Genomic DNA, 20764 nt, shown 5'->3' with positions numbered 1-20764 from the left:
GGTCATGACGTCGGTGAACTCCCCAATGGCTTCCTCCCGTTTTACAAGGTTCAGCAAGGCCGAATGCGTGCTGGTGCTGATCACCATGGTCTGGGGCGGTACCTTCCTGCTGGTGCAGCATGCGATGACCGTCAGCGGCCCGATGTTTTTCGTCGGCCTGCGCTTTGCCGCCGCCGCAAGCATCGTCGCCCTGTTTTCCTGGCGTCACCTGCGCGAGCTGACCCTGCTCGAACTCAAGGCCGGGGCGTTTATCGGCGTGGCCATCATGCTCGGCTACGGCTTGCAGACGGTCGGGTTGCAGAGCATTCCCAGCAGCCAATCGGCATTCATTACCGCGCTGTACGTCCCGTTTGTGCCGTTGCTGCAATGGCTGGTGCTGGGACGGCGTCCGGGGTTGATGCCAAGCATCGGCATCATGCTGGCCTTTACCGGGTTGATGCTGTTGTCCGGGCCGTCCGGTGCGTCTTTCAACTTCAGCCCCGGTGAAATCGCCACTTTGATCAGTGCCGTGGCCATTGCGGCCGAGATCATCCTGATCAGCACCTATGCCGGCCAGGTCGATGTGCGCCGGGTGACGGTGGTGCAACTGGCGGTCACTTCGGTGCTGTCGTTCCTGATGGTGGTGCCGACCAACGAAGCGATACCGGACTTCTCCTGGTTGCTGTTGTGCAGCGCGCTGGGCCTGGGGGCGGCGAGCGCGGCGATTCAGGTGGCGATGAACTGGGCACAGAAAAGTGTGTCACCGACCCGCGCCACGCTGATCTATGCCGGCGAGCCGGTGTGGGCCGGGATTGTCGGGCGCATTGCCGGGGAACGCTTGCCGGCCATTGCCCTGGTCGGGGCCGGGTTGATTGTAGCGGCGGTGATAGTCAGTGAGTTGAGGACCAAGGGTAAGGCTACGGCGGTTGACGAACTGCTGGAAAGCGAAAGCGGCAACTGAAGCATTAAAGATCAAAAGATCGCAGCCTGCGGCAGCTCCTACATTGAAATGCGTACTTTGTAGGAGCTGCCGCAGGCTGCGATCTTTTTTGCCTCCCAATGAAACAATGTTAAACAGGGCATTTCCGTCTACCGTGTAGGATTCTGCGACAGCTTGGCGTTTGGTGATCCGGGAGCTGGCACGTATGATGCTTCACAAACTTCCGCAGATTAGAAGCCTATGTCCCTGATAGTTCTACTGCTTCTGCCTTTCATAGGCAGCTGTTTGGCGGCCGTGCTGCCGCACAATGCCCGTAACGCCGAATCCCTGCTGGCTGGCCTGATCGCCCTGATCGGCACCGTTCAGGTCGCCTTCCTGTACCCGCAGATCGCCGATGGCGGCGTCATTCGCGAAGAGTTTTCATGGCTGCCCAGCCTGGGCCTGGACTTCGTCCTGCGCATGGACGGTTTCGCCTGGCTGTTCTCCATGCTGGTGCTGGGCATCGGCACCCTGGTTTCGCTGTACGCCCGCTACTACATGTCGCCGAACGATCCGGTGCCGCGATTCTTCGCGTTTTTCCTGGCCTTCATGGGCGCCATGCTTGGCCTGGTGATTTCCGGCAACCTGATCCAGATCGTGTTTTTCTGGGAGCTGACCAGCCTCTTCTCGTTCCTGTTGATCGGCTACTGGCACCATCGCGCCGATGCCCGGCGCGGCGCCTACATGGCGTTGATGGTGACCGGTGCGGGCGGTTTGTGCCTGCTGGCGGGGGTCATGCTGCTTGGCCATGTGGTCGGCAGCTATGACCTGGACAAGGTCCTGGCCGCCGGCGACCTTATTCGCGCCCATGCCCTCTACCCGATCCTGTTGCCCCTGATCCTGATCGGCGCCCTGACCAAAAGTGCGCAATTTCCCTTTCACTTCTGGCTGCCCCACGCCATGGCCGCGCCGACGCCCGTGTCGGCGTATTTGCACTCGGCGACCATGGTCAAGGCCGGGGTCTTTCTGCTTGCACGGCTATGGCCTTCGCTATCGGGCAGTGAAGAATGGTTCTACATCGTCAGCGGCGCCGGTGCCTGCACCCTGTTGCTCGGGGCGTACTGCGCGATGTTCCAGAACGACCTCAAGGGACTGCTGGCCTACTCGACCATCAGCCATCTGGGCCTGATCACCCTGTTGCTGGGCTTGAACAGCCCGCTGGCCGCCGTCGCCGCGGTGTTCCACATCCTCAACCATGCGACGTTCAAGGCCTCGCTGTTCATGGCTGCCGGCATCATCGACCACGAAAGCGGCACCCGCGATATCCGCAAACTCAGCGGCCTGTACAAGCTGATGCCGTTTACCGCCACCCTGGCCATGGTCGCCAGCGCCTCGATGGCCGGTGTACCGTTGCTCAACGGCTTCCTTTCCAAAGAGATGTTCTTCGCCGAAACCGTGTTCATCAATGCCACGCGCTGGGTCGAACTGAGCCTGCCGATCGTGGCAACCATTGCCGGCACCTTCAGCGTGGCCTACTCCCTGCGTTTCACCGTGGATGTGTTCTTCGGTCCGCCCGCGACCGACCTGCCCCACACGCCTCACGAGCCACCGCGCTGGATGCGCGCACCGGTCGAGTTGCTGGTATTCACTTGCCTGCTGGTGGGGATCTTCCCGGCCCAGATAGTCGGCCCGCTGCTCGCGGCGGCGGCGCAACCGGTGGTTGGCGGCACGCTGCCCGAGTACAGCCTGGCCATCTGGCACGGCCTGAACGCGCCGATGATCATGAGCCTGATCGCCTTGTCCTGCGGCTCCGTGCTTTACCTGCTGCTGCGCAATCAATTCAAGCGCGGGCGCTTCGGTCGGCCGCCCGTCATCGGTCGCCTGGACGGCAAGCACCTGTTCGAATACGCGCTGGTCGCCATCATGCGCCTGGCCCGTCGCCTGGAACCGCGAATTGGCACCCGGCGCCTGCAAATGCAGTTGTTCCTGGTGGTGCTCGCCGCCGTGCTGGCCGGGTTGATTCCCATGCTCCACAGCAGCCTTCACTGGGGTGACCGGCCGAAAATCCCCGGGTCGATCGTGTTCGTTACCTTGTGGTTGCTGGCCATCGCCTGCGCCCTTGGTGCGGCTTATCAGGCCAAGTATCACCGTCTCGCGGCCCTGACCATGGTCAGCGTCTGCGGCCTGATGACTTGCGTCACCTTCGTCTGGTTTTCCGCGCCGGACCTGGCCCTGACCCAACTGGCGGTCGAAGTGGTGACCACGGTGCTGATCCTGCTGGGCCTGCGCTGGCTGCCACGACGGATCGAGGAGGTCTCGCCGTTGCCGGGCAGCCTGCGTCGGGCGCGGGTACGGCGTATCCGCGACTTGCTGCTGTCGACCTCGGTCGGTATCGGCATGGCATTGCTGGCCTACGCCATGCTGACCCGCCAGACCCCCAACGACATTTCCTCTTTCTACCTCAGTCGCGCCTTGCCTGAAGGCGGCGGCAGCAACGTGGTCAACGTGATGCTGGTGGACTTCCGTGGTTTCGACACCCTCGGTGAAATCACCGTACTGGTGGCCGTGGCCCTGACCGTGTATGCACTGCTACGCCGTTTCCGCCCGCCGAAAGAAAGCCTGCAACTGCCGGCCCAGCAGCGCTTGCTCGCGCCGGATGTGGTCACCGACCTGGTCAACCCGCGTCACGCCAGCGACACCGCGCTCGGCTTCATGATGGTGCCGGCGGTGCTGGTGCGCCTGCTGTTGCCGGTGGCGCTGGTGGTGTCGTTCTACCTGTTCATGCGTGGGCACAATCAACCGGGCGGCGGCTTTGTCGCCGGGCTGGTGATGTCGGTGGCGTTCATCCTGCAATACATGGTCGCCGGCACGCAGTGGGTCGAGGCGCAAATGAGCCTGCGGCCACTGCGCTGGATGGGCACCGGACTGATGATTGCCACGGCCACGGGCCTGGGCGCGATGGTCGTCGGCTATCCGTTCCTGACCACTCATACCTGGCATTTCTCATTGCCGCTGCTGGGTGACATTCACCTGGCCAGCGCGCTGTTCTTCGACATCGGTGTGTACGGCGTGGTGGTCGGCTCGACCCTGTTGATCCTCACCGCCCTCGCCCACCAATCGGTGCGCGGCCACAAAACCGCCGCCCAGCCCAGATCCGTTGCCGCCAAAGGAGCCGTCTGATGGAAGAAGTCATCGCAATCGCCATCGGCGTACTGGCCGCGTCCGGCGTCTGGCTGATCCTGCGCCCACGGACGTTCCAGGTGGTCATGGGCCTGTGCCTGCTGTCCTACGGCGTCAATCTGTTCATCTTCAGCATGGGCAGCCTGTTCATCGGCAAGGAGCCGATCATCAAGGACGGCGTGCCGCAGGACCTGTTGCACTACACCGACCCGTTGCCGCAGGCGCTGGTGCTGACGGCGATCGTCATCAGCTTCGCCATGACCGCGCTGTTCCTGGTGGTGCTGCTGGCCTCCCGGGGCCTGACCGGCACCGACCATGTGGATGGCCGGGAGCCCAGGGAATGATGGCGATGACTCACCTGATCGTCGCGCCCATCCTGCTGCCACTGCTGACCGCCGCGATCATGCTGATGCTCGGCGAGAAGCACCGGCCGCTCAAGGCGAAGATCAATCTGTTCTCCAGCCTGCTCGGCCTGGGCATTGCCGTGGCGTTGCTGCAATGGACGCAGACCACCGGCGTGCCCGGCTCCATCGGTGTGTACCTGCCGAGCAACTGGCAAGTGCCGTTCGGCCTGGTGCTGGTGGTCGATCGCCTGTCGGCGCTGATGCTGGTGCTGACCGGCATCATCGGTGTCAGTGCCCTGCTGTTCGCCATGGCACGCTGGGACAGCGCAGGTTCGAGTTTTCACGCGCTGTTCCAGATCCAGTTGATGGGCCTTTACGGCGCGTTCCTCACTGCTGACCTGTTCAACCTGTTCGTGTTCTTCGAGGTGCTGCTGGCCGCGTCCTATGGGTTGATGCTCCACGGTTCGGGCCGGGCGCGGGTGTCGTCGGGGTTACATTACATCTCGATCAACCTGCTGGCCTCGTCGCTGTTCCTGATTGGCGCGGCGCTGATCTATGGGGTCACCGGCACCCTGAACATGGCTGACCTGGCGGTAAAAATCCCGCTGGTGTCCGAAGCTGATCGCGGCTTGCTTCACGCGGGCGCGGGGATCCTGGCCATCGCGTTCCTGGCCAAGGCCGGCATGTGGCCGCTGAACTTCTGGCTGGTGCCGGCCTATTCCTCGGCCAGCGCGCCGGTGGCGGCGATGTTCGCGATCATGACCAAGGTCGGCGTGTACACCTTGCTGCGCCTGTGGACGCTGCTGTTTTCCACCCAGGCCGGGGCCTCGGCGTTCTTTGGCGGCGACTGGCTGATCTACGGCGGCATGGCGACCATCGTCTGCGCCGCCATTGCGATCCTCGCCGCGCAGCGACTGGAGCGCATGGCCAGCCTGAGCATCCTGGTGTCGGCGGGCATTCTGTTGTCGACCATCGGTTTCGCCCAGCCGAACCTGGTTGGCGCGGCGCTGTTCTACCTGTTCAGTTCCACCCTGGCGTTGAGCGCCCTGTTCCTGCTGGCCGAACTGATCGAGCGCTCACGCTCGGCCAACGAAATCCTGCTCGAAGATGAAGCCGAACTGCTGCCCCGTCCCCTGGAATCCCTGCACCCGCCCAAAGGCACCAACCTCGACGACGACCAGAAAGCCGTGGTCGGCCAGGTGATTCCCTGGACCATGGCGTTTCTCGGCCTGAGCTTCATCGCCTGCGCCTTGCTGATCATCGGCATGCCGCCGCTCTCGGGCTTTATCGGCAAACTCGGGTTGATCGGCGCCCTGCTCAATCCCCTGGGCCTGGGTAACAGCGGCGACGTACCGGTTTCCAAGGGCGCCTGGGGCCTGTTGGTGTTGTTGATTGTGTCGGGGCTGGCGTCGCTGATCGCATTCTCGCGCCTGGGCATCCAGCGTTTCTGGACGCCAGCGGAACGACCATCGCCCCTGCTGCGACGCCTGGAATGCGTGCCGATCTTCGCCCTGCTGGGCTTGAGCATTGCACTGACCTTCAAGGCCGATCCGCTGCTGCGTTACACCCAGGCCGCCGCCGATGCCTTGTACAACCCGCAGCAATACGTGATGGCGGTGCTCGACACACGCGTTGTACCGAGCCCGTCGGCCGTGGCCCCGCAGGAGGTACAGCCATGAAGCGCCTGTTTCCGGCACCCTTGCTGTCGCTGGCCCTGTGGCTGCTGTGGCTGTTGCTGAACCTGTCGATCAGCCCCGGCAACCTGCTGCTGGGTGCCGCGCTGGGCTTCTGTGCGCCACTGATGATGCGCAGGCTGCGTCCGCTGCCGGTGCGCATCCGTCGTCCCATGGTAATCCTGCGGTTGATCCTGCTGGTCGGGCGCGATGTGCTGGTGTCCAACCTCGCCGTGGCCTGGAGCGTGCTCAATGCCAGTCGCCGCCCGCCCCGCTCGCAATTCATCAAGGTGCCGCTGGACTTGCGTGACGCCAACGGCCTGGCCGCGCTGTCGATGATCACTACGGTGGTACCCGGTACGGTCTGGTCGGAACTGGCGCTGGACCGCAGCATTCTGCTGTTGCACGTCTTCGACCTGGACGACGAGGTGCTGTTCATCCAGCACTTCAAGACGACCTACGAACGTCCGTTGATGGAGATCTTCGAATGAGCCCCTTGCTGTCGAACGCGATCCTGTTGAGCCTGTTCTTCTTTTCCCTGGCGATGATCCTGACCCTGATCCGCCTGTTCAAGGGGCCGTCGGCCCAGGATCGGGTCCTGGCGCTGGACTACCTGTACATCGTCGCGATGCTGATGATGCTCGCGCTGGGCATTCGCTATGCCAGTGACACCTACTTCGAGGCGGCGTTGCTGATCGCCCTGTTCGGTTTCGTCGGCTCGTTCGCCCTGGCGAAATTCCTGCTGCGTGGCGAGGTGATCGAATGAATATGCCATTGTCGTTGTGGGTGGAGATCCCGGTGGCGATCCTGCTGGTACTCGGCAGCCTGTTTACTTTGATCGGCGCCACGGGCCTGCTGCGCATGAAAGACTACTTCCAGCGCATGCACCCACCCGCCCTGGCCTCGACGCTCGGGACCTGGTGCGTGGCGCTGGCTTCGATCATCTATTTTTCGGCACTCAAGTCCGCGCCGGTATTGCACGCCTGGCTGATTCCGATCCTGCTGGCGATTACCGTGCCGGTGACGACCTTGCTGCTGGCCCGGGCGGCGCTGTTTCGCAAACGCATGGCCGGGGATGATGTACCGGCCGAAGTGAGCAGCCGGCGGAGTGAGAGCGGTAGTTAAACCAAAATTTTGTATTGACTGGACCGGCCTCTTCGCGGGCAAGCCCGCTCCCACAGGGTTCAGCGCAATCCCTGTGGGAGCGGGCTTGCTCGCGAAGGCTATAGACCAGCCAACACAGCAAGAGCGGTCTGTCTCAAATCCAGGCCACCGCCAACAACCCCGCCCCCAGCACCACACACAATGGCGAGTAAACCCAGGTGTCGAGCCGGGCGAACCTCGATCCTTTGACCTCTTTGAAAAAACCCACCAGTTCCGAATCGCCAATGGCCCGGGCAAACAGCAAAATCGCGATCGCGCTGATCACCCACTGCAACGACCAGTGATGCAAGGGTGGCAGGCACCAACCCACCCGCAAGCACACCAGCACGGCAATCAACAGCAACAACCCGGCCACCACGAGGGTGATCCAGCCTCGCGGCTTGAACGCTGGCCTCAGTTGCGCAGTGCCCTCCAGCGGTACTTGCGGGACCGCCGCCACCGCCGCCCACTCGCCACCCAACGCCCAATACACATGCACCAGACTGATCACGGCGAAGATCGTCACCAGCGACTGAGCCAACAACAGGGTCATGGTTCAGAGATCCTTGAAAGGGATATGAACAGAACATTGTAGGAGCTGCCGCCAGCTGCGATGTTTTGATTTTGCTTTTTTTAGACAAGATCAAAACATCGCAGCCTGCGCCAGCTCCTACAGGGTGGCGGAGACTTTATCCGCCACGTCCTTGGGCAGCCAGGCCCGCCAGACGTCCGGATGAGCCTTCATGAACGCCTGCGCTGCCTGACGCGGTGGCGTATGTTTCTCGCTCATCTCGGCCAGTGCTTTGTTCAAGGGATCGATCGGAAAGTCGACTTTGGCAAAGAACTCGGCAATCTGCGGATATTGCTTCTGGAAGGGGGTGGACACACCGATCGACAGCTTGGAGGCCAAAGAACGAGTCGGCCGTGGATTGGGGTTGTCGGCGTCGGTCAGGGTCTTCCAGGCTTCGGCGTCGAACGGCGGCTCTTCGAGTTGAATCAGCTTGAAGCGGCCGAGCAACGGCGTGGGCGACCAGTAGTAAAACAGCACCGGCTTGCCACGATGAATTGACGAACTGATCTCGGCATCCAGAGCCGCCCCCGAACCGCTGCGGAAGTTCACGTAGCTGTCGTCCAGCCCGTAGGCCTTGAGCTTCTGCTTGTTGACCACTTCCGAGGTCCAGCCGATGGGACTGTTGAGAAAACGTCCCTTGGTCGGGGCTTCCGGGTCCTTGAACACGTCTTTGTGTTTTGGCAGGTCACTGACGCTGCGCAGGTCCGGCGCCAGCGGCTTGATGCCCTTGGCCGGGTCGCCCTTGATCACATACTCCGGCACCCACCAGCCTTCGGTAGCGCCCTTGACCGTGTCGCCGAGGCTGACGACCTTGCCTTCGGCTTCCGCCTTGACCCACACCGGGCTGCGACCGGCCCACTCCTCGCCAATGACCTGGATGTCATTGTTGGCCAGCGCGGTTTCCAGGGTGATGGTGGTGCCCGGCAAGGTGTCGGTCGGCAGCCCGTAGCCCTTCTCGACAATGATGCGCAGGACATCGGTAATCAGGCTGCCGCTTTCCCAGTTCAGGTCGGCGAAGTGGATCGGCGTCTGAGCGGCAGACACCGGGACGGGTGTCGCCAGCAAACCGAAAGTGGCCAGGACCGCAGCCAGCAACCGTCGAAATCCGTTCATGCTTTTGCACCTCGTGCTGTTCACAGCAATAGCAGGATGGCCTGGCAGTAGACCGCGAAGCCTCTGAATACTCAGTCCAATGACTGTAGTAGAGGTTCCTGCTTTCGAGGTGCGTGGATCAGTTTTCGCCAGTGTCCTGCAAACGCATCAGTTCTCGTCTGACCATGCTGGCGTATGGCGCCGGTTGCAGTTGGTAAAGCTGTGACGCCACCCAGTTCAGCCAGGCTCCCTGCAGAATGGTCTTCTGCCCGAACAGCCGCCGCGCTTCGTCTTGAGCACTGGCCAGGTTCTGTTCGTGGAAATCGGCGCGGGTCAGGGTCATCACTCGCTGGCCTTGAAGGTCACCAGCTCGCCTTTGCGCCACTTGGCCGCTTTGGCCGTCACGGCCTTGAGGGTCTTGGTCAGGCCTTCCTGCAACTGTTGATGGGCGGCGAACACCATCACCACGCTGTGACCTTCCTTGAACACGATTCCCTGACCGTCGGCCGTCGTCACGAAGGCGTAGTCGCCTATTCCGTAAACCGTCAGCTTGATGTCGCGGAACTTGATGTCCAGCTTGCCGCCTTCGCGACTGGGCAGCACGGACGCGCTGAAATGGTCGCCGACCTTGAGCTTGAGTCCGGGCTTGTCGTCCACCACCAGGGCTGATTCGGTGTCGATTTCGGCAATGTAGATGCCTTCGGCGTTCTGTTCGGTGATGTAAACGAAACGAGACTGAAACTGCTTGACCAGCTTTGCGCGCAAATCACCCAGCACAAACAAGGCATGCATATCGAGATTACTTACTGCCAAGGAAACATCCCCACATCTGAATAATGGTGCCGTGCGCGAAAAATGAACGCACAGCCAAAAAAGCGGCAATGCCGAAGGTGTAGCCAAAGAACCCGGGTTGAGAGTCCTGAATGAGCAGTGCACTCATTCATCACGAAGCTTGAGAAGACTACTGGAACGTCACTCGCGTCGTCCTGACTGGTGTTCGCCACAGACTGAAGGAAAACGCCCTTCCTGCTGCCGGAAAATTATGGACTATCAACTTCGGGGAAAAATCTCATCAAGAAAAAAACTTTTCCTACATATCGTCCGCAAAAAATTGCTTTAGATAAACATCATTCACCCACCAGTAGGGGTGATTCTAGAGCAGCGATGCTCTTGGAGACTAGCCAAAACGACGTACATACGTCGGTAAAACAATGAAAAGGACTTCATATGTGCACGCTGACACACTTTGCCTATCCCTTGGTGCCTGATTCGGAAACAGCACCGGCCCCGCACCCGACAAGGCTCGCCCTACATGAACCAGCTCCCGATACCTCGGCCCGCCCACGATTTCAAGTGGTTATGGCGGGCATTGCCTTCTTTCACATCAAGGATATTTCTACAGGCAGTGTAAGAGGTTTCCGAGCCAATCATAACGAAGCCTGTGCCCTCGCCCGGCTCCTCGAATCACACGGTTGACAGGCCCACCGCGCTCGCCTCTATCGACGTTTCGTCTGCCCGCCGACTTATCTCAGCCGTCGACGGGCAACTGCTGCCATACTGCCCGCCCAATAAAACGGATCCGCAGAAAATCGGGTTGCGTTGACAACAACAATGTTTTTCCAAGGGAAGTCTGCAACGTGACGGAATTTGATATCGGCGAGTTTTTCATCCGGGGTGAAGCCAGAGAAGTCGAGGGTGAATTCCAGGCCGTGATTGTCATGCGCGCCAAACCACCGCTCAAGACCGTGACCTATCACCAGGTCGAAAAGGATCGCTGGTTCAAAACCCCGGATGTCGCCGCCATGGCGGCCCAGGAATCGGCCCGGGAGCTCAAGGCCGCGGTCGATGCGGGCGCATTGAAAGCCTGATGATCGGGTTGGCGGTCTATGCTCATGGTTGCACTTGAACATCGTGATCGAACTCCACCGCTGCGGCGCCCTCGAATCCTGGGTGCGCCTCGTCCCTCGACCCGACTGATGACCTGCAAGGAGATGAAGATGGAATCACCGACCCATGACTTGAAAGGCCTGTTCGACCAGCTTGGCCTGGACTCCAGCCAGAAAGCGATCGACGACTTCATTGCCGGCCATTTCCTGCCTGACGACAAGAAACTCATCGACGCCGACTTCTGGTCACCGCAACAGGCCGGCTTCCTCAAGGAACAACTTCGCGAAGACGCAGACTGGGCGCGGGTGGTCGACGACCTGAACCTGCGCATGCACCAGACCCACTGACAACCTCAATGCAGGCTGCCAGGACTTTCGGCGTTCAATTGTGCCAGCCAGGCGGCCCTGCACTCCTCCGCTTCGTCGCGACTGGAGTACGCCGTGCCCCGGCGCTCGCCATTGAGTAACACGACCCAGCAAACCTTGCGTCCCATGGAGCGAAGGTTGGCAGGTACCCCGCTGCCGATCATGACCGCGACATCAACTTTGCCTTGCATGCTGCCCCCCCTCCGAACTTAATTAGCAACCTAATTAGTAGGCATGTTAATTAGTTTTCCGGCGAGGAAACAGCAACACCCTGCACAGGTTAATTGCAGAATTCGTAACAGTCGCCCGGCAGCCTTGTTTTTTAGCGCGGCTTTTCCGGCTTGTAGCCCAGGCGTAAACCACCCCAATGCCGGCCCTTGAGCATGATCGGTACCGAAAGATCGTGCATCAACTCGCCGGTATCACGGGTATAGGTTTGCAGTAGCACGGCCTTCTGATGGCTGCCACAGCGGATCCCGGTGCGGTCAGCGAACTTGCGTTTGGTCCGGTTCTGCAAGGCATCGACCTGCGCATCTCCCGTCAACGGCTGGCTGAACAGCTTGTTGTGGGTCGGCACATACCCCTGTTGGGTGCAGGCGATGGCGAACACCAATCCTTCATGACGCGGTAACAACGGCTCTTGAATCGCTGGCAATACCTGATCGGTGTAGCGGTCGAAACGTGTCTGGTACTTGGTCGGGCTGGTATTGGGGATGACCTGGTAATTGCGGTCGAACAGATCGTCGATGCTGATTCGACCGGCATCGATATCCGCTTCGAAACGCGCTGCAATCTGGCTCGCGGCTTCCCGGGCCAGGTCATAGATGCGCTGGTGATAGTCATCCAGCCCCACTTCGGCAAGACGCTCGCTGATGGTTTCGGCTTGCCCTTCCATTTGCACCGCCGCCTGGGCCAGGCGCTGTGTCTGCTGGTCGCTGACCACCAGATCGCTGCGCATCTGTCCGATGGCGTGAAACAGACTGTCGAGTTGCAAACGGTTGATGTCTGCCCCTTGGGCGATTTCCCCGACCTGGGACTCGACGCTGGCCGCCAGTCGGGCAATGTTCTCCAGGTGCTGGCCCGTGCGCTCGACCTGCTCGACGCCGGAGTCAAGGTCGCTGGACAGTTGGCGGATCTGCTCCACCACCTGCGCCGTGCGATGCTGGATGTCGGCCACCATTTCGCCCACCTCCCCCGTAGCGGTCGCCGTGCGTGCGGCGAGCCCGCGTACCTCGTCGGCCACCACGGCAAACCCGCGACCGTGCTCCCCCGCCCGCGCCGCTTCTATCGCGGCGTTCAACGCCAACAGATTGGTCTGGCTGGCGATGGACTGAATCACCAGGGTCACCCTCTGGATATCATCGCTGCGCAGGCTCAAGGCTTCGATCAGTTCACGACTGTTGCTGGCGCGCTGGCTGAGCTGATGCATGCGCGCGATGGACTCGATCAATTCCGTACGCCCGACCACTCCGCTTTGATGCGCCTCGCTGGCGGCACTGAGCGCCTGGCGACTGAGGGTCGAGGTGGCCTGTTCGGTGGTGATCATGACCTCGGCATTGCTGACGATCTGTGCCGCCGCCGTGAGCTGCGATTGCAGTTTGTCCGCCAGTTGCCGAACCGAAAACGCCACGCCGGCGGCCGACAGTGCGTTATGGCTGGTGGTGCAGGAAAGATCGCGAGCCAACTCGCCGATGGCATCGCGGTTGGCGGGGGCAGCAGCCTCAGGGGTCGCGCGCGCGCGCAGGCGAGGCAGCCAGACAATCAATATGGCCAGGGGCAGGCCAAGGTAGAGCGACCATCCGCCCAGCGTCATGCCACATAACAACAGCATCAGAGCGATGCTTTGCAGCGTTGGCGTCAGCCAGCGGTTTTTCGGCAACAGCACGGGTGCGGGCACTGCCGCAACCAGAGACCCGTCTCTTGTCATCATCGTCACCCCGTAAAGCTTCTAATTGTTGTCTTCGCATTAAACGCCACCATAAAGCCATTATCCATGAGCCTTTAGTCGCGAACGTTGCAGCAGATCAATAGAAGAACCGGGAAATCGAAGACGGCAGAAAACGAAGATCGCAGCCTGCAACAGCGCCCGACTTCAATTGCGTAGGAGCTGCCGCAGGCTGCGATCTTTTCAAGGCAGCCCGGATCAAAGGGGCTGCCTCGCAGAATCAGGCCTGACGCTGGTGCTTGTCGATTTGCTCGTGACGTTCCTGAGCTTCGATGCAGTACTTGGTGGTCGGGCTGATCAGCAGGCGCTTGAGGCCAATCGCCTCGCCGCTGTCGTCGCACCAGCCGAAGCTGTCTTCCTTGATGCGCTCAAGGGCTTGTTCCAACTGAGGCAGCATGCGCTGGTCGCGATCGATCGCATTTACCAGCCAGGTGCGTTCTTCTTCGACCGAGGCCGCGTCTGCCGGATCGGCCGGGGTGTCCAGGCTTTCGATGGCGATGCGGTTCTGCTCGATGCGCTCATGGGTTTCGACTTTCATGTTCTGCAACAGCTCGGAGAAAAAAGCATGTTGCTCGGCATTCATGTAGTCATCCGCCGGCATGGCCAGCAACTTGTCCTTTGTCATTGATATCTCTATAAAAAAACGTGCATTAAGGCGAATAAGGGAGCGTTCCGGCAGACCTGGGCAGGCCATCGGAAAGGCGCCGTTTGTTCCAAGCGCCACCCGGCACTCAATTTACGAGGGGCGGCAGTCTACGGCCGACTTGAGGCCTCAGCAACCGAAAAGACTGCGAATTTGTCCGACAAAGCCCTGAAAATGCTCTAAGGCAGGCTTTGAGGCGGTAATCGGAGTGCGTTTATAGCAAGAAATTCAATCGAGCGGCTGTATATAGAAGACAAACGGCTGGCACCGGGCATTATTCACGCTCATTTGCAGGGCCGCGAACCTCAGCTAAGGTTGTCCCTCCCGATATGGCCATATAAAGGAAAGGACCATGAAGCTGATCGGTATGCTGGACTCGCCCTATGTCAGGCGCGCCGCCATTTCTGCCAAATGCCTGGGAATCGCGCTGGAACACCGACCGGTCTCGGTGTTCCGCCACTTCGAACAATTCCAGCAGATCAACCCGGTGGTCAAGGCGCCCACCCTGGTGCTGGATGACGGTGAGGTGTTGATGGACTCGACACTGATCATCGACTACCTGGAAACCCTGGCCGGCAACAGCCTGATGCCCGTCGAACCGGGTCAGCGCCTGCGCGCGTTGCGCCTGATCGGCCTGGCCCTGGCCGCCAGCGAAAAATCCGTTCAGCTTTACTACGAGCGCAACCTGCGGCCTGAGGATATTCAATTCGAGCCCTGGGTGCAGCGGGTCGAAGGACAACTGACGGCAGCCTATTCGGCGCTGGAGCGGGAGCTGGAAAAGCAGCCGCTGAAGACTGACGGTGCGATTGGGCAGGACGGCATCACCCTGGCAGTGGCCTGGAGCTTCACCAACCTGGTGGTGCCGGACCAGGTGAGTGCGGCGCGGTTTCCGCGGATCGCCGCATTCACGACGTATGCCGAGGGGCTTGAGGTGTTTGTCAGTACGCCGATTGACTGACGGATTCACTTTGCCTGTTCTGCCGTCATCGCGAGCAAGCTCGCTCCCACAGTAATTTTCGTCGTACGCGAGCTTTGTGTTCGACAACAATCCGTTGTGGGAGCGAGCTTGCTCGCGATGGCGTCGTGTCAGTCAACACATGAATTGCCTGTCAGCCCGCTATCGCGGGCTAGATGAAAGTTAATTTATTAAGTCGCGGGCAATTCTTGGCAAAATGCTCGCAACTTCGTATTGAACTGCTTATCAGGCCAGCCCTATGACCCGCATCTTGACCATCGAAGACGACGCCGTGACCGCCCGGGAAATTGTCGCTGAACTGAGTAGCCACGGCCTCGACGTCGACTGGGTCGACAATGGCCGCGAAGGGCTGGAACGTGCGGTCAACGGCAACTATGACCTGATCACCCTCGACCGCATGTTGCCCGAGCTCGATGGCCTGGCGATTGTCACCACGCTGCGGACCATGGGCGTGGCCACGCCGATCCTGATGATCAGCGCACTGTCCGACGTCGATGAGCGCGTACGCGGCCTGCGCGCCGGCGGCGACGACTACCTGACCAAACCCTTCGCCACCGATGAAATGGCCGCCCGGGTCGAAGTCCTGCTGCGTCGGCAGAACACCGTGACCGCCCAGGCCACCACGCTGCGGGTGGCGGATCTGGAGCTGAACCTGATCAGCCACGAAGCCAGCCGCGACGGTCAACTGCTGACGCTATTGCCCACCGAATACAAACTGCTGGAATTCCTGATGCGCAATACCGGGCAAATCCTCTCGCGGATGATGATTTTCGAAGAGGTCTGGGGTTACCACTTCGACCCCGGCACCAACCTGATCGACGTCCACATCGGCCGTCTGCGCAAAAAGATCGACCCGCCTGGCAATGCCCCACTGATTCGGACCGTGCGAGGCTCGGGTTATGTCATTGCCGAACCCGTCTAAAGGCTGGCGTTCTTCCAGCAGCCGTCTGCTGGCGCTCTACAGTTCGCTGTTCGTGATCTGGAGCGGGATCCTCATGGGGGTCATGTACTACGAGGTTTCCGCTTACCTGGACAACCTGGCCAAGCATTCGCTGATGCAACGCCAGCACCTGTTTTCGCGCTTCTCCGGCGAGCAACTGGTGGACGCCCTCGCCGTGAGTATGACCTTCGACATCCGCGGCATCGACGCCTACGGCCTGTTCGATGCTCAACACCGCTACCTCAGCGGCGCCTTGCGCTACATTCCGGACGGCTTGCCGCTCGATGGCAAGATCCACATGCTGCTCGATTGCGATGCCTCCGACGACAGCGACGAACAGACGCTGCCCGCCGACAGTTGCGACGCCGTGGCGACCCGCACCCTCGACGGCCGCTGGCTGGTGCTGGTACGCGACAACGGATCGTTGTTCGCCGTGACCCGGATCATCCTTCACGCCTTGTTCTGGGGTATGACCCTGACCATCGTGCCGGGCATCGTTGGCTGGTATTTGCTGCGCCGCCGGCCGTTGCGGCGCATTCGCGGGATTCAGGCCAGTGCCGAAGCCATTGTCGCCGGCGACCTGAGCCGGCGCTTGCCACTGTCCAATCGGCGTGACGAACTGGACATGCTCGCCGCCATCGTTAACGCCATGCTCGAACGGATCGAGCGCTTGATGAACGAGGTCAAGGGCGTGTGCGACAACATCGCCCATGACCTGCGCACGCCCCTGACCCGTCTGCGCGCGCAGCTATACCGCATGCAACAGCAAGCCGGCGAAGGCTCGCCGCAGGCCATGCAACTGGACCTGGTACTGGCCGAGGCCGATACGCTGATGGCGCGTTTCCGTGGCTTGCTGAGGATCTCCGAACTGGAAGACCGCCAGCGTCGCTCCGGATTCGTGCAAGTGGACCCGGTGGCGCTGCTGCAAGAACTGCATGAGTTCTACCTGCCCCTGGCGGAAGACGACGACCTGGTGTTCCAGTTGCACCTGCCCGCGTCATTGCCGCCCCTCCATGGCGACCGCGCACTGATGTTCGAAGCGGTGGCGAACCTGCTCAGCAACTCGATCAAATTCACCCCGCCCGGTGGTGCAGTGATTTTGCGCGGGGTCAATGATGGCGGGCACACGCGAATCGAAGTGCTCGACTCCGGCCCGGGCATTCCCGAGGCGGAACGTGAAGCGGTGTTCCAGCGTTTCTATCGCGCCGAAGCGGGCAATCACAAAAGCGGCTTCGGGCTGGGGCTGTCCATCGTCGCGGCGATTGTCAGCCTGCACGGGTTTACCCTGGAGGTGGGCAATAGCGAACTGGGTGGCGCGCGGCTGGTGCTTGATTGTCGGGAGAGTCTGATTCCGCAGGCTTGATACAAATCCGCCTGAGCGGACACAGTACCTGTGGGAGCGAGCTTGCTCGCGATGACGGTGTATCAGGTAAAGATGTATCGCCTGACACTCCGCTATCGCGAGCAAGCTCGCTCCCACAGGGGCAAGCGCTCGACTACCACCGCGCCATCGCCGGTTTCCAGCCGGCGTACCCGCCCACCTTCACTGAGCTCGCTCTTGGGAATGAACGAAATCCAGTCCGGCAGCGAGTTGAAACCGCCAATCAATTGCCAGACCTGATCGGCCGATGCCTGGACCTCGATCGTTGATGATGCAGTTGCCATGTCGGGTGCTCTCTCAAAGTTTTTGGGGATCAGATGGCCAGGCTGTCGACGACACCGCCGTCGACCCGCAAGGCGGCACCGGTGGTGGCCGAGGATAACGGCGAAGCGATGTAGGCCACCAGATTGGCGACTTCCTCGACATCCGCCACGCGCTGGATGATCGATGTCGGCCGGGCCTTGCGCACGAACGCATCGGCTTCGTCCCGGGCGCTGCGTCCGGACTCGGCCGTGGCGTCCTTGAGCATGTCTTCCAGGCCATCGGTAAAGGTCGGGCCGGGCAGGATCGCATTGACCGTCACGCCGGTGCCGGCCAGGCGTTTGGCCAGGCCATGGGACACCGCCAGGTTGGCGCTTTTGGTCACGCCATAGTTGATCATGTCCGCCGGGGTCGCCACGCCGGATTCCGAAGACAGGAAGATCACCCGCCCCCAGCCCTGCTTGACCATGTCCGGCGTGTAATGCCGGGACAGGCGCACGCCGGAGATCACGTTGACCTCGTAGAAGCGCGTCCACTCACTGTCCGGGGCGTCGAAGAAATCCACCGTATTGAAGATCCCGAGGTTGTTCACCAGGATGTCCGCCCGCGGTTCGGCGGCGAACAATATTTCGGCGCCTTCGGCGGTGCCGAGGTCAGCGGTCACCCCACGCAATTGCGCAGCAGGAACACGCTGGCGAATGCTCGCCATTGCCTGCTCGACCTTGGCCGTGTCGCGGCCGACCACCACCACGGTGGCGCCAGCCTCGGCCAGTGCCTTGCTGATGCCCAGGCCGATGCCGGCAGTGCTGCCGCTGACAATTGCGAGTTTTCCGCTCAAATCAATTTTCATGTTCAAGCTCCAGCAAAGGGTAAGGCAGTACGCTCGGACACAGCGCGAAAAGGTCGGAAAGAGTGTAGCCGCCGCTCGGAACAAGGGGCAGTTCACTCGTCTCGAAGGGTGTTTTACGGCTGTCAGAGCTACTTCATGAAAGCTACGGTCGCTTGCGCCGTTGCTTACGTGTACGCCAGAGTCCGCCGACTTGTGCGCACTCAGTACCGAATCGAGCCGCAATACGCTGCTGGGCATTGTGCAGGTAATCATGCTGGATGAACTGGCGGTGAACCGGGCACTGGATCAGCTTGATTCGCCTCAGTAGCTTGGCCTGCACCCTCGCCATTGTGCTGTGAAAGCGGTCAATGGTCTGCAACGGAACTCAACGATAGCGATCCGGCAAAACACTCGTCGCACTGGAAAATTGCACAGCACATGGCGGCGCCACTATCGGGGCATTGATCGCCTGCAGGAACACCGGCTCGGAGTCGCGCAGGTACACCGGCATGTCGGTCACCGGTGGCATGGCCGGAATCTCGAAGTACATCTGCACCACCCAGCCACGGTGATAGCTGGCGTGGTTGACCACGTGCATCAGCATCGCGCCGGCGCTCATGGTGCCGCTTTCGCCTGAGACAAAGGTGAATTCCAGGGGCTTGTCCAGGGAGGCATCGGTTTGCCGGGCGCTCCAGTCGCAGTACCAGCGATCGATGGCTTTTTGCGCCATGCGCAGTTCGGACAGGTCGGCATGCAGCAGGTCGTGCGAGGTCTTGAAGCCATGCCCCCGGCCTTCGAGGTGCGCCTGCCAGATGCAATCGACCACGTAGACGTGATTAAGGATGCCGATCATGTTTTTGAACACCGACACCCGTTCTTTTTTGACTTCGCCCGGAGGGAGCGCCGCGAGGCTGTCAAAGAGGCGCTGATTGGCCCAGCGTTTGTAATCGGCCAGCAGGCAGGCAGTGCGTACGGTGATCATCAGAGTTCTCCGATGGCGGTAAGCGCACCCCCTAGCATAGACCCGATGGCCGCCCGGCAGTGCCAGCCCTGATCATCGGTCGTCCAGGCGTTTCACCACGTGTTCGGCGAGTGCCAGGCAACTGGTCAGCCCCGGTGATTCGATGCCGAACAGATTGACCAGCCCCGGCACCCCATGTTCGGCGCGAGCGCTGATGAGAAAGTCGGCAGCCGGCTCAGTCGGCCCGCTGATTTTCGGGCGAATGCCGCTGTAGGCCGGTTGCAGGCTGTTGTCCGGCAAACCCGGCCAATAGCGGCGGATCGCCTGATAGAAGCCCTCGGCCCTGTGAGGCTCGACGCGGTAATCGATGTGCTCGACCCATTCGACATCCGGGCCGAAGCGCGCCTGCCCGCCAAGGTCCAGGGTCATGTGCACACCCAGTCCGGCGCTCTCCGGGGCCGGATACACGAGGTGGAGAAACGGCGCCCGGCCACTGAAGCTGAAATAACTGCCCTTGCACAGATACGCCCGGGGAATGAATTGCCCAGGCAGTCCGACGATGCTGCTCGCCACCTCGGGAGCGGACAGCCCCGCGCAGTTGATCAATTCGCGGCAGCACAGCGTCATGGGTTGGTTGCCGCCCATGTGCAGCTCCAAACCCCGTTCGATGCAACGGGCCGACAGCAACGGCGTGTGCAAGGCCAGCGTGGCGCCGAGCCTCTGGGCATCGCCCTGGAGCGCCAGCATCAGCCCGTGGGAGTCGACGATGCCGGTCGACGGCGACCACAGCGCCGCGACGCAGGACAACGCCGGTTCAAGCTCCCGGGCCTGCGGGCCATCGAGCCATTGCAGGTCATCGACACCATTGACACGCCCCTGCTGCAACAGACGCTGCAAAGCCGCGCGCTGCTGCTCGTCGGTGGCCACGATCAGCTTGCCCACGCGCCGGTAATCGACACCGTGCTCATCGCAATAGGCGTAGAGACGCTGCTTGCCCTCCACGCACAACCGCGCCTTGAGGCTGCCGCCCGGGTAATAGATGCCGGCGTGAATCACTTCCGAGTTACGCGAACTGATGCCCGTGCCGATACCCCCTCCGGCCTCTACCACCAGCACTTCCCGCCCGCTCCTGGCCAGCGCCCTGGCCACCGCCAGCCCGACCACGCCGGCCCCGACTACCACGCTTTGAATATCGACGTTCAACGACCTTGCCTCCCTCTCAGCCCGTTCCTCGCTAATGCCAGGGAACTCTCGGCGACCGTCACGCATCCTAAACTATGTGGTACTTCCCTTATGCTTCATGCTGTCGGAGGACACCGTCATGCGCCGGATGTTTATCATTTCTTCCCTGGTACTTTGTTTACCCTTCGGCTCGGCTCTAGCCAAAGTGGATGCGGGTGACGTCGCCACTTCCGCCGGGGTTTCCGCTTCGCTGTACTCAACGTTCAAAGACCACAAACTGATGATTCCCGCCCGGGATGACGCTTCCAGCTTCGTCGCCAGTGGCGGTGCGATTCGTGGTGCCTATCTGGAGGCGGTGTTGAAAAAAATCCGTCAGGACAATCCCGCCCTCAACAACGCAAGCGACGAAGACCTGGCCCGCGCCATTCTCGTCCAGGAGGGCGTTGCCACCGATCACTGAAGATCGTCATCGCCAGCGGTGGGGCTTGTGACA

At 61.2% G+C, this 20764-nt stretch carries 24 protein-coding genes and 2 pseudogenes; 15 read left to right on the top strand and 11 right to left on the bottom strand.

The genetic code is table 11. From position 1 onward, the window contains the following. The first annotated feature begins 4 nt into the window (after positions 1 to 4). The 7 genes from ASD95_RS08605 to ASD95_RS08575 all read left to right on the top strand — a co-directional run bounded on the left by ASD95_RS08605 (position 5) and on the right by ASD95_RS08575 (position 7220). Positions 5 to 940 (top strand): DMT family transporter, encoded by a 936-nt coding sequence (locus ASD95_RS08605; protein ID WP_056723922.1) that lies wholly within the window; start codon positions 5 to 7, stop codon positions 938 to 940. Positions 941 to 1159: 219 nt separating this feature from the next. Beyond that, positions 1160 to 4078, top strand: coding sequence for a monovalent cation/H+ antiporter subunit A (locus tag ASD95_RS08600; RefSeq protein WP_056723920.1), 2919 nt, complete (start codon positions 1160 to 1162; stop codon positions 4076 to 4078). Then, positions 4078 to 4422: a Na+/H+ antiporter subunit C gene (locus ASD95_RS08595; protein WP_007973781.1), complete on the top strand. Its 345-nt coding sequence runs from the start codon at positions 4078 to 4080 to the stop codon at positions 4420 to 4422. The genes ASD95_RS08600 and ASD95_RS08595 overlap by 1 nt, the downstream gene beginning before the upstream one ends. Further along, the gene (locus ASD95_RS08590; RefSeq protein ID WP_056723918.1) at positions 4419 to 6101 is read left to right on the top strand and encodes a monovalent cation/H+ antiporter subunit D; all 1683 of its coding nucleotides are present in this window, start codon (positions 4419 to 4421) and stop codon (positions 6099 to 6101) included. The genes ASD95_RS08595 and ASD95_RS08590 overlap by 4 nt, the downstream gene beginning before the upstream one ends. Next, complete coding sequence (locus ASD95_RS08585; protein ID WP_056723917.1) at positions 6098 to 6586, top strand: Na+/H+ antiporter subunit E; 489 nt, start codon at positions 6098 to 6100, stop codon at positions 6584 to 6586. The genes ASD95_RS08590 and ASD95_RS08585 overlap by 4 nt, the downstream gene beginning before the upstream one ends. Further along, positions 6583 to 6861: a K+/H+ antiporter subunit F gene (locus tag ASD95_RS08580; protein ID WP_007986253.1), complete on the top strand. Its 279-nt coding sequence runs from the start codon at positions 6583 to 6585 to the stop codon at positions 6859 to 6861. The genes ASD95_RS08585 and ASD95_RS08580 overlap by 4 nt, the downstream gene beginning before the upstream one ends. Further along, positions 6858 to 7220 carry a Na+/H+ antiporter subunit G gene (locus tag ASD95_RS08575; protein WP_056723915.1) on the top strand — a complete coding sequence of 121 codons (363 nt, stop codon included), beginning with the start codon at positions 6858 to 6860 and terminating at the stop codon, positions 7218 to 7220. Before ASD95_RS08580 ends, ASD95_RS08575 begins: the two co-directional genes overlap by 4 nt. 133 nt (positions 7221 to 7353) lie before the next feature. Here ASD95_RS08575 and ASD95_RS08570 read toward each other — a convergent pair whose 3' ends face one another. From ASD95_RS08570 to ASD95_RS08555, 4 genes are all read right to left on the bottom strand, one after another. After that, on the bottom strand, positions 7354 to 7791 hold the full coding sequence (locus ASD95_RS08570; RefSeq protein WP_056723913.1) for a DUF3995 domain-containing protein: 438 nt from the start codon (positions 7789 to 7791) through the stop codon (positions 7354 to 7356). 117 nt (positions 7792 to 7908) lie between these two features. Further along, positions 7909 to 8922 (bottom strand): glycine betaine ABC transporter substrate-binding protein, encoded by a 1014-nt coding sequence (locus ASD95_RS08565; protein ID WP_056723910.1) that lies wholly within the window; start codon positions 8920 to 8922, stop codon positions 7909 to 7911. 118 nt (positions 8923 to 9040) lie between these two features. Then, entirely contained in the window at positions 9041 to 9244 is a 204-nt protein-coding gene (locus ASD95_RS08560) for a hypothetical protein (RefSeq protein ID WP_056723908.1), read from the bottom strand. After that, on the bottom strand, positions 9244 to 9714 hold the full coding sequence (locus ASD95_RS08555; protein WP_007986246.1) for a hypothetical protein: 471 nt from the start codon (positions 9712 to 9714) through the stop codon (positions 9244 to 9246). Before ASD95_RS08555 ends, ASD95_RS08560 begins: the two co-directional genes overlap by 1 nt. A gap of 414 nt (positions 9715 to 10128) precedes the next feature. Between ASD95_RS08555 and ASD95_RS29670 the strand changes: the two genes are divergently transcribed. From ASD95_RS29670 to ASD95_RS08545, 3 genes are all read left to right on the top strand, one after another. Further along, entirely contained in the window at positions 10129 to 10377 is a 249-nt protein-coding gene (locus ASD95_RS29670) for a hypothetical protein (RefSeq protein WP_082562938.1), read from the top strand. A 161-nt stretch (positions 10378 to 10538) separates the two neighbouring features. After that, complete coding sequence (locus tag ASD95_RS08550) at positions 10539 to 10769, top strand: hypothetical protein (protein ID WP_056723906.1); 231 nt, start codon at positions 10539 to 10541, stop codon at positions 10767 to 10769. Between the two features lie 129 nt (positions 10770 to 10898). Next, positions 10899 to 11135: a DUF2789 domain-containing protein gene (locus ASD95_RS08545; RefSeq protein WP_056723903.1), complete on the top strand. Its 237-nt coding sequence runs from the start codon at positions 10899 to 10901 to the stop codon at positions 11133 to 11135. A 5-nt stretch (positions 11136 to 11140) separates the two neighbouring features. Here ASD95_RS08545 and ASD95_RS08540 read toward each other — a convergent pair whose 3' ends face one another. The 3 genes from ASD95_RS08540 to ASD95_RS08530 all read right to left on the bottom strand — a co-directional run bounded on the left by ASD95_RS08540 (position 11141) and on the right by ASD95_RS08530 (position 13723). Next, positions 11141 to 11344, bottom strand: coding sequence for a hypothetical protein (locus ASD95_RS08540; RefSeq protein WP_056723901.1), 204 nt, complete (start codon positions 11342 to 11344; stop codon positions 11141 to 11143). A 131-nt stretch (positions 11345 to 11475) separates the two neighbouring features. Beyond that, positions 11476 to 12699 carry a methyl-accepting chemotaxis protein gene (locus ASD95_RS08535; protein WP_409079542.1) on the bottom strand — a complete coding sequence of 408 codons (1224 nt, stop codon included), beginning with the start codon at positions 12697 to 12699 and terminating at the stop codon, positions 11476 to 11478. Positions 12700 to 13318: 619 nt separating this feature from the next. After that, complete coding sequence (locus tag ASD95_RS08530; RefSeq protein WP_007907888.1) at positions 13319 to 13723, bottom strand: TraR/DksA family transcriptional regulator; 405 nt, start codon at positions 13721 to 13723, stop codon at positions 13319 to 13321. 370 nt (positions 13724 to 14093) lie between these two features. On the opposite strand from ASD95_RS08530, the gene ASD95_RS08525 reads away from it, so the two are divergent. The 3 genes from ASD95_RS08525 (at position 14094) to ASD95_RS08515 (ending at position 17020) form a co-directional block, all read left to right on the top strand. Next, on the top strand, positions 14094 to 14699 hold the full coding sequence (locus tag ASD95_RS08525) for a glutathione S-transferase (RefSeq protein ID WP_056723899.1): 606 nt from the start codon (positions 14094 to 14096) through the stop codon (positions 14697 to 14699). A 256-nt stretch (positions 14700 to 14955) separates the two neighbouring features. Beyond that, positions 14956 to 15639 carry a response regulator transcription factor gene (locus ASD95_RS08520; protein ID WP_046043625.1) on the top strand — a complete coding sequence of 228 codons (684 nt, stop codon included), beginning with the start codon at positions 14956 to 14958 and terminating at the stop codon, positions 15637 to 15639. Further along, the gene (locus ASD95_RS08515; RefSeq protein ID WP_056723897.1) at positions 15617 to 17020 is read left to right on the top strand and encodes a sensor histidine kinase; all 1404 of its coding nucleotides are present in this window, start codon (positions 15617 to 15619) and stop codon (positions 17018 to 17020) included. The genes ASD95_RS08520 and ASD95_RS08515 overlap by 23 nt, the downstream gene beginning before the upstream one ends. Before the next feature lie 104 nt (positions 17021 to 17124). Here ASD95_RS08515 and ASD95_RS08510 read toward each other — a convergent pair. Together ASD95_RS08510 and ASD95_RS08505 are read right to left on the bottom strand one after the other, a co-directional pair. Next, a pseudogene (locus ASD95_RS08510) lies at positions 17125 to 17322 on the bottom strand (SRPBCC family protein); the annotation flags it as partial. Between the two features lie 29 nt (positions 17323 to 17351). Then, positions 17352 to 18149 carry an SDR family NAD(P)-dependent oxidoreductase gene (locus ASD95_RS08505; RefSeq protein ID WP_056723895.1) on the bottom strand — a complete coding sequence of 266 codons (798 nt, stop codon included), beginning with the start codon at positions 18147 to 18149 and terminating at the stop codon, positions 17352 to 17354. A 211-nt stretch (positions 18150 to 18360) separates the two neighbouring features. On the opposite strand from ASD95_RS08505, the pseudogene ASD95_RS30250 reads away from it, so the two are divergent. After that, positions 18361 to 18456: pseudogene (locus tag ASD95_RS30250) on the top strand (DUF6124 family protein); the annotation flags it as partial. A gap of 57 nt (positions 18457 to 18513) precedes the next feature. On the opposite strand, the gene ASD95_RS08500 reads toward ASD95_RS30250, so the two are convergent. Both ASD95_RS08500 and ASD95_RS08495 read right to left on the bottom strand, forming a co-directional pair. Then, positions 18514 to 19110 carry a DinB family protein gene (locus ASD95_RS08500; RefSeq protein ID WP_056723894.1) on the bottom strand — a complete coding sequence of 199 codons (597 nt, stop codon included), beginning with the start codon at positions 19108 to 19110 and terminating at the stop codon, positions 18514 to 18516. A 72-nt stretch (positions 19111 to 19182) separates the two neighbouring features. Further along, positions 19183 to 20292, bottom strand: coding sequence for an NAD(P)/FAD-dependent oxidoreductase (locus ASD95_RS08495; protein ID WP_056723892.1), 1110 nt, complete (start codon positions 20290 to 20292; stop codon positions 19183 to 19185). A 118-nt stretch (positions 20293 to 20410) separates the two neighbouring features. On the opposite strand from ASD95_RS08495, the gene ASD95_RS08490 reads away from it, so the two are divergent. Next, the gene (locus ASD95_RS08490; protein WP_056724010.1) at positions 20411 to 20731 is read left to right on the top strand and encodes a DUF2388 domain-containing protein; all 321 of its coding nucleotides are present in this window, start codon (positions 20411 to 20413) and stop codon (positions 20729 to 20731) included. The last annotated feature ends 33 nt before the right edge of the window (positions 20732 to 20764 follow it).

Origin of the sequence: Pseudomonas sp. Root71 (assembly GCF_001429045.1) — a bacterium.
Lineage (GTDB): Bacteria > Pseudomonadota > Gammaproteobacteria > Pseudomonadales > Pseudomonadaceae > Aquipseudomonas > Aquipseudomonas monachiensis.
This window is presented reverse-complemented; position numbering and strand designations above follow the sequence as displayed.